General features: G+C 70.8%; 4 protein-coding genes. All 4 read left to right on the top strand.

Features of this window, described 5'->3' with window-relative positions:
• Window positions 1-80 precede the first annotated feature (80 nt).
• The 4 genes from uvrB to ACFWNV_RS29925 all read left to right on the top strand — a co-directional run bounded on the left by uvrB (window position 81) and on the right by ACFWNV_RS29925 (window position 6255).
• The gene (gene uvrB / locus ACFWNV_RS29910; protein ID WP_383953061.1) at window positions 81-2240 is read left to right on the top strand and encodes an excinuclease ABC subunit UvrB; all 2160 of its coding nucleotides are present in this window, start codon (window positions 81-83) and stop codon (window positions 2238-2240) included.
• Window positions 2241-2326: 86 nt separating this feature from the next.
• Window positions 2327-2905, top strand: coding sequence for a TerD family protein (locus tag ACFWNV_RS29915; RefSeq protein ID WP_254383773.1), 579 nt, complete (start codon window positions 2327-2329; stop codon window positions 2903-2905).
• Between the two features lie 135 nt (window positions 2906-3040).
• On the top strand, window positions 3041-5002 hold the full coding sequence (locus ACFWNV_RS29920; protein ID WP_383953063.1) for a TerD family protein: 1962 nt from the start codon (window positions 3041-3043) through the stop codon (window positions 5000-5002).
• Window positions 5003-5268: 266 nt separating this feature from the next.
• Entirely contained in the window at window positions 5269-6255 is a 987-nt protein-coding gene (locus ACFWNV_RS29925; RefSeq protein WP_383953065.1) for a TerC family protein, read from the top strand.
• The last annotated feature ends 64 nt before the right edge of the window (window positions 6256-6319 follow it).

Consider the following 6319-nt stretch of genomic DNA (forward strand, 5'->3'; position numbering starts at 1 on the left):
CGACAAACGGACCAGGCCCGGACGGCTCCGCACGGGGCGGGCGGGCACCGAGTGTCAGTGGGGGGTCGTACGGTTGACCCATGCGGCCCGTATCGAAGATCGAACGCACGGTGGCGCCTTTCGAGGTCGTCAGCTCCTACACGCCCAGCGGCGACCAGCCGGCGGCCATCGCCGAGCTGGAGAAGCGCATCCGTGCAGGTGAGAAGGATGTCGTGCTGCTCGGCGCGACCGGAACCGGCAAGTCGGCGACCACCGCCTGGATGATCGAGAAGCTCCAGCGGCCCACCCTGGTGATGGCGCCGAACAAGACGCTCGCCGCCCAGCTGGCGAACGAGTTCCGCGAGCTCCTGCCGAACAACGCGGTCGAGTACTTCGTCTCGTACTACGACTACTACCAGCCCGAGGCGTACGTACCGCAGTCGGACACCTACATCGAGAAGGACTCCTCGATCAACGAGGAGGTGGAGCGGCTGCGCCACTCCGCGACCAATTCCCTCCTCACCCGGCGCGACGTCATCGTCGTCGCCTCCGTGTCCTGCATCTACGGTCTGGGCACCCCGCAGGAGTACGTCGACCGGATGGTCCCCCTCAAGGTCGGCGAGGAGATGGACCGGGACCAGCTCCTGCGCCGCTTCGTCGAGATCCAGTACACCCGCAACGACGTGGCCTTCACCCGGGGCACCTTCCGCGTGCGCGGCGACACCATCGAGATCTTCCCGGTGTACGAGGAACTGGCCGTCCGCATCGAGATGTTCGGCGACGAGATCGAGGCCCTGTCCACCCTGCACCCGCTGACCGGCGAGGTGATCAGCGAGGACCGCGAGCTCTACGTCTTCCCCGCCAGCCATTACGTCGCCGGCCCCGAGCGCATGGAGAAGGCGGTCCGCGGCATCGAGGCCGAGCTCGCCGAGCGCCTCGCCGAGCTGGAGAAGCAGGGCAAGATGCTGGAGGCGCAGCGCCTGCGCATGCGCACCACCTACGACCTGGAGATGATGCGCCAGATCGGGTCCTGCTCCGGCATCGAGAACTACTCGCTGCACATGGACGACCGCGAGCGCGGCTCCGCCCCGAACACCCTCATCGACTACTTCCCCGAGGACTTCCTCCTCGTCATCGACGAATCGCACGTCACCGTGCCGCAGATCGGCGCGATGTACGAGGGCGACGCCTCGCGCAAGCGGACCCTGGTCGACCACGGCTTCCGGCTCCCGTCGGCCCTCGACAACCGGCCGCTGAAGTGGGAGGAGTTCCAGGAGCGCATCGGCCAGACCGTCTACCTGTCGGCCACTCCGGGGAAGTACGAGCTCTCGCGCGGCGACGGCTTCGTCGAGCAGATCATCCGCCCGACCGGACTCATCGACCCGGAGGTCGTGGTCAAGCCCACCGAGGGCCAGATCGACGACCTGGTGCACGAGATCCGCCAGCGTGTGGAGAAGGACGAGCGGGTCCTGGTCACCACCCTGACCAAGAAGATGTCCGAGGACCTCACCGACTACTTCCTGGAGCTCGGCATCCAGGTCCGCTACCTGCACAGCGACGTGGACACCCTGCGCCGCATCGAGCTGCTGCGCGAGCTGCGGGCCGGCGAGTACGACGTCCTGGTCGGCATCAACCTGCTCCGCGAGGGCCTCGACCTGCCCGAGGTCTCGCTGGTGGCCATCCTCGACGCCGACAAGCAGGGCTTCCTGCGCTCCGGCACCTCGCTGATCCAGACCATCGGCCGCGCGGCGCGCAACGTCTCCGGCCAGGTCCACATGTACGCGGACAGCATCACCCCGGCGATGGCCCAGGCGATCGACGAGACGAACCGGCGCCGCGAGAAGCAGGTCGCCTACAACACGGCCCACGGGATCGACCCGCAGCCGCTGCGCAAGAAGATCAACGACATCGTGGCCACGATCGCCCGCGAGGAGCTCGACACCGAGGAGCTCCTCGGCACCGGCTACCGGCAGACCAAGGACGGCAAGGCCCTCAAGGCGCCCGTCCCGGCGCTGGGCGGCAAGGCGGCGCAGGCCGCGTCCGGCGGCAAGGCCGGGGCCAAGGGGGCCAAGGGCGGGAAGGGTCCCGTCGTGGCGACCGACCGTCCCGCCGCCGAACTGGCCGCGCTCATCGAGCAGATGACCGAGCGGATGCGGGGTGCGGCCGCCGAGCTTCAGTTCGAGGTCGCGGCCCGGATCCGGGACGAGGTCGGGGAGCTGAAGAAGGAGCTGCGACAGATGAAGGAAGCGGGCCTCGCCTGACCCGGAGGCGGTCAGTAGGGTTGGCACAGCCGCAGGAACACGCTGCGCACCCCCATCGGGGGAGGGCTATGGAGAGGGGACAGCGCGTGACGGTCAACATGACCAAGGGTCAGGCCATCAGTCTGCAGAAGGCGGACGGAGGCACGCTGACCGCGGTCCGCATGGGCCTCGGCTGGCAGGCGGCCAAGCGCCGGGGGCTGTTCGGCTCGCGGACCAGGGAGATCGACCTCGACGCGTCGGCGGTGCTCTTCGCCGACAAGCAGCCCGTGGACGTCGTCTTCTTCCGGCACCTGCAGAGCGACGACGGCTCGGTCAAGCACACGGGTGACAACCTCGTCGGCGGCGTCGGCCAGGGCGGGGACGACGAGTCGATCCTCGTCGACCTGCAGCGCGTGCCGGTGCACATCGACCAGATCGTCTTCACGGTGAACTCCTTCACCGGCCAGACGTTCCAGGAGGTGGAGAACGCCTTCTGCCGCATCGTCGACGAGACCAACGGCCAGGAGCTGGCCCGCTACACGCTGGACGGCGGCGGCCAGTACACCGCCCAGATCATGGCGAAGGTGTCGCGCGTCGGCGCCGGCTGGCAGATGACGGCCCTCGGGAACCCGGCCAACGGCCGTACCTTCCAGGACCTGATGCCGGCGATCCTGCCGCACCTGTAAGCAGGACCGGCCGCACGGCACACCAGCAGCACCGCAGGACAGCACGGCAGTAACACCGCAGGACGGCACGGCACGGCAGGACCGGGTGCGATCGAGGGCCCGGCAGAAGAACGGGTACGGGGGAGGGGCTGCACGATGACGGCCGAACTGGTCCGGGGGCAGAACCACCCCCTGTCCCGGAGCCGGGTGGAGATCAGGGTCTCGGCGGGCACGCCCGTGCTCGCCCTGGCCCACCTCGGCGACGACACGGGCCGGCTCGCCGGCCCCGGGGCGGTCGCCCACCCGGGCGCCCGCACCCTCCCCGGGCTCGAAGTGCCCGGGGCGCCCTCCGGGCAGCACCGCATAGCGGTCGACCTCGACGCGGTCGCACCGGCCGTCCACCGGGTCGGCCTCGTCCTGGTCCTGCCGCCCGGCGGGCCGGGGCACTTCGGCGCGGTCCCCGCCTCCTACGTGTCCGTGGCCGACCCGGAGGGCGCGGAGCTCGCCGGGTACACCCTGACCGGACTGGAGTCGGAGACCGCCGTCGTGGCCCTGGAGCTGTACCGGCGCCAGGGCGCCTGGAAGGTGCGCGCCGTCGGCCAGGGCTACGCCGGCGGCCTCGGCGCGCTCCTGACCGACGCCGGGCTGCCCGCCCCGGCCGCAGCCGAACTCGCCGCCGTCGCCCTGGGCACGGCGCCGGCCGGCGACATCACCCTGGCCGTCATGCCCGGCGGCCCGGCCCCGACCGTCCCGCGCGGACTCCGGGCGCCCGTCCCGGCCGCGACCCCGACGCCGACCCCGGCGCCGACCCCGACGCCGCAAGACGTTCCGGCCGCGCCCACGCCCCCGCCGATGCCCCCGGAACCGGGCCCGGACACCGCCGACGGACCGCCCACCATCAGCTACGCCCACCCGCGCCGCCGCACCAGCACCGAGCCGCCCGAGCCCGCGCCGCGCCCGGCCGCGCCGCCGCGGCCCGGGGAAGCGCCCCGCCCCGTCGCCGGGGACGCGAGCGGCTGGTCCATGGAGGAGCGGCTCTACAACCAGGTCTGGGGCATGTTCGAGGACCTGGCCCGCTCCGTCGCCGCCTACCGCGGGGCCGTCGAGTTCGCCGACTCCCGGCTGGACCGCGAGCTCGACGAGGCGCTGTCCGACCCCCGCCACCGCCTCGGCGGCTCCGGGAACGCCGCCCAGGACGCCGCCCGGGCCCGCCGCGCGGAACTGGTCGCGCGGGCGCAGGAGGTCCTCGACCGGGACCTGGTCCAGCTCGCCTCCGAGTCCGAGGTGGTCGAGCCCGCGCTGCCTGCCGCGTACGCGCGCTGGGACAACCCGGTCTGGCACGCGCACACCGTGCCCGCCGAAGCCCCCCTCGCCCTGCGCCTGGGCGACCTGCACCTGCCCGAGCGGCCCGACCTGCGCATCCCCATGCTGGTCAGGGTCCCGCTGGAGCGCGGCCTGTGGATCGACAACGGCCGCACCGGCTCCGAGGCGGCCATGGCGATGGACACCGACCGGCTGCGCCGGGCCGCCATGGACATGGCCGTCGCGCACGCCGCGCGCATGCTCGCCGCGCACCCCGCCGACCGGTTCGCCGTCCACGTCATCGACGCGGCCGGCGCCGGAGCCGCCTCGCTGGCCCCGCTGGTACGGGCCGGAGTGCTGGCCGGGGCGCCCGCGGCCGGGGCCGCGGGGGTCACCGAGACCCTGGAGCGGCTGACCCGCCGGGTGGACCTCGTACAGATGGCGGTGCGGGCCGGGGCTCCCGAGGACCTGCCGCCCGACGTGGACACCTCGGACCAGCTGCTGATCGTGCACGACTTCCCGCACGGCTTCGACGACCGCGCCGTCACCCGTTTGCGCTACCTCGCCGACGAGGGCCCGGCGGTCGGCGTGCACCTCCTGATGGTTGCGGACCGTGACGAGGCCTCGGCCTACGGGCCGCTGCTGGACCCGCTCTGGCGCTCGCTGATGCGGCTGTCGCCCGTACCGGACAACCACCTCGCCGACCCCTGGGTGCACCACGCCTGGATCTTCGAGCCGGATCTGCCCCCGCAGGGCAGCCGGGTCCTGGACCAGGCACTGGAGCGGGTCGCGGCCGCCCGGGGCGGCGCGCGGTAGCGGCGGCCGGGCGGTCCGCCGCCCGGCGACGTGACCGGCCGCTGACCAGTTCTTGGTGTTCCCTTTACCTTAGGTGCCTTTGGCGGGTACGCTGGTGAGTGCGGAGGGGAGTATTCCTGCTTTCCTGCTACGGCGTGCCCGTCAATACGGACTGCAATCGGTCCCGGGGCGCCGGCCCGTGGCCTCCTGGCCGTCCGGGTGGAAGAGACCTCCGGCAGCGATGACGCTGACAAAGTTCTGAGCCATCTGCCGGAGGCGTGTAAATAGTGGACGTTTCGTTGACCCTCTGGGTGCTGACCATTCTCGGTCTGGGCATCCTCATCGGCGCCGATTTCTTCATCGGCCGCAAGCCGCACGACGTCTCCATGAAGGAAGCGGGGATCTGGACGGTCGTCTGGATCGTCCTCGCGATGCTCTTCGGTCTCGGCCTGCTGGTGTTCGGCCACGGCCAGGCCTCGCAGGAGTTCTTCGCCGGCTTCATCACCGAGAAGTCGCTCAGCGTGGACAACCTCTTCGTCTTCGTCCTGATCATGGCGAAGTTCGCCGTGCCCTCACAGCTCCAGCAGCGGGTGCTGCTGATCGGCGTGCTGATCGCGCTCGTCCTGCGCGCCATCTTCATCGCCGCCGGCGCCGCGATCATCACCAACTTCTCGTGGGTCTTCTACATCTTCGGCGCGTTCCTCATCTACACCGCGTGGAAGCTGATCCAGGAAGCCCGCAAGGACGAGGAGGAAGAGGAGTTCGAGGAGAACCGTCTCCTCAAGTCCATCGAGAAGAAGTTCGGCGTCGCCGACCGCTACCACGGCACGAAGCTCTTCATCCAGAACAACGGCAAGCGCGTCCTGACCCCGCTGATGGTCGTCATGCTCGCCATCGGCACCACCGACGTGCTGTTCGCCCTGGACTCCATCCCCGCGATCTTCGGCCTCACCCAGGACCCGTACATCGTCTTCACCGCCAACGCCTTCGCCCTCATGGGTCTGCGTCAGCTGTACTTCCTCATCGGCGGCCTGCTCAAGAAGCTGGTCCACCTCAGCTACGGCCTCTCCGTCATCCTCGGCTTCATCGGCATCAAGCTCGTGCTGCACGCCCTCCACGAGTCGGGCCTGCACGTCCCGCAGATCTCCATCCCGGTCTCCCTGGGCGTCATCTGCGGTGTCCTGGTGATCACCACGATCACCAGCCTGATCGCCTCGAAGAAGCAGGCCGAGGCCGAGGCCGCGGCGGCCGGCCCGGAGCACATCGACGCCTGATCCGGATGCCTGATCCGGATGCCTGATCCCGCACCACCCCGGTCGCCGAGCGACCGGGGTGGTG

The sequence above is a fragment of the Streptomyces sp. NPDC058401 genome, from assembly GCF_042722885.1.
Taxonomy (GTDB): domain Bacteria; phylum Actinomycetota; class Actinomycetes; order Streptomycetales; family Streptomycetaceae; genus Streptomyces.

What these genes read in the sequence shown, in the direction of transcription:
- uvrB (WP_383953061.1), top strand. Translation starts at nt 81, where the DNA reads ATGCGGCCCGTATCGAAGATCGAACGCACGGTGGCGCCTTTCGAGGTC.
- ACFWNV_RS29920 (WP_383953063.1), top strand. Translation starts at nt 3,041, where the DNA reads ATGACGGCCGAACTGGTCCGGGGGCAGAACCACCCCCTGTCCCGGAGC.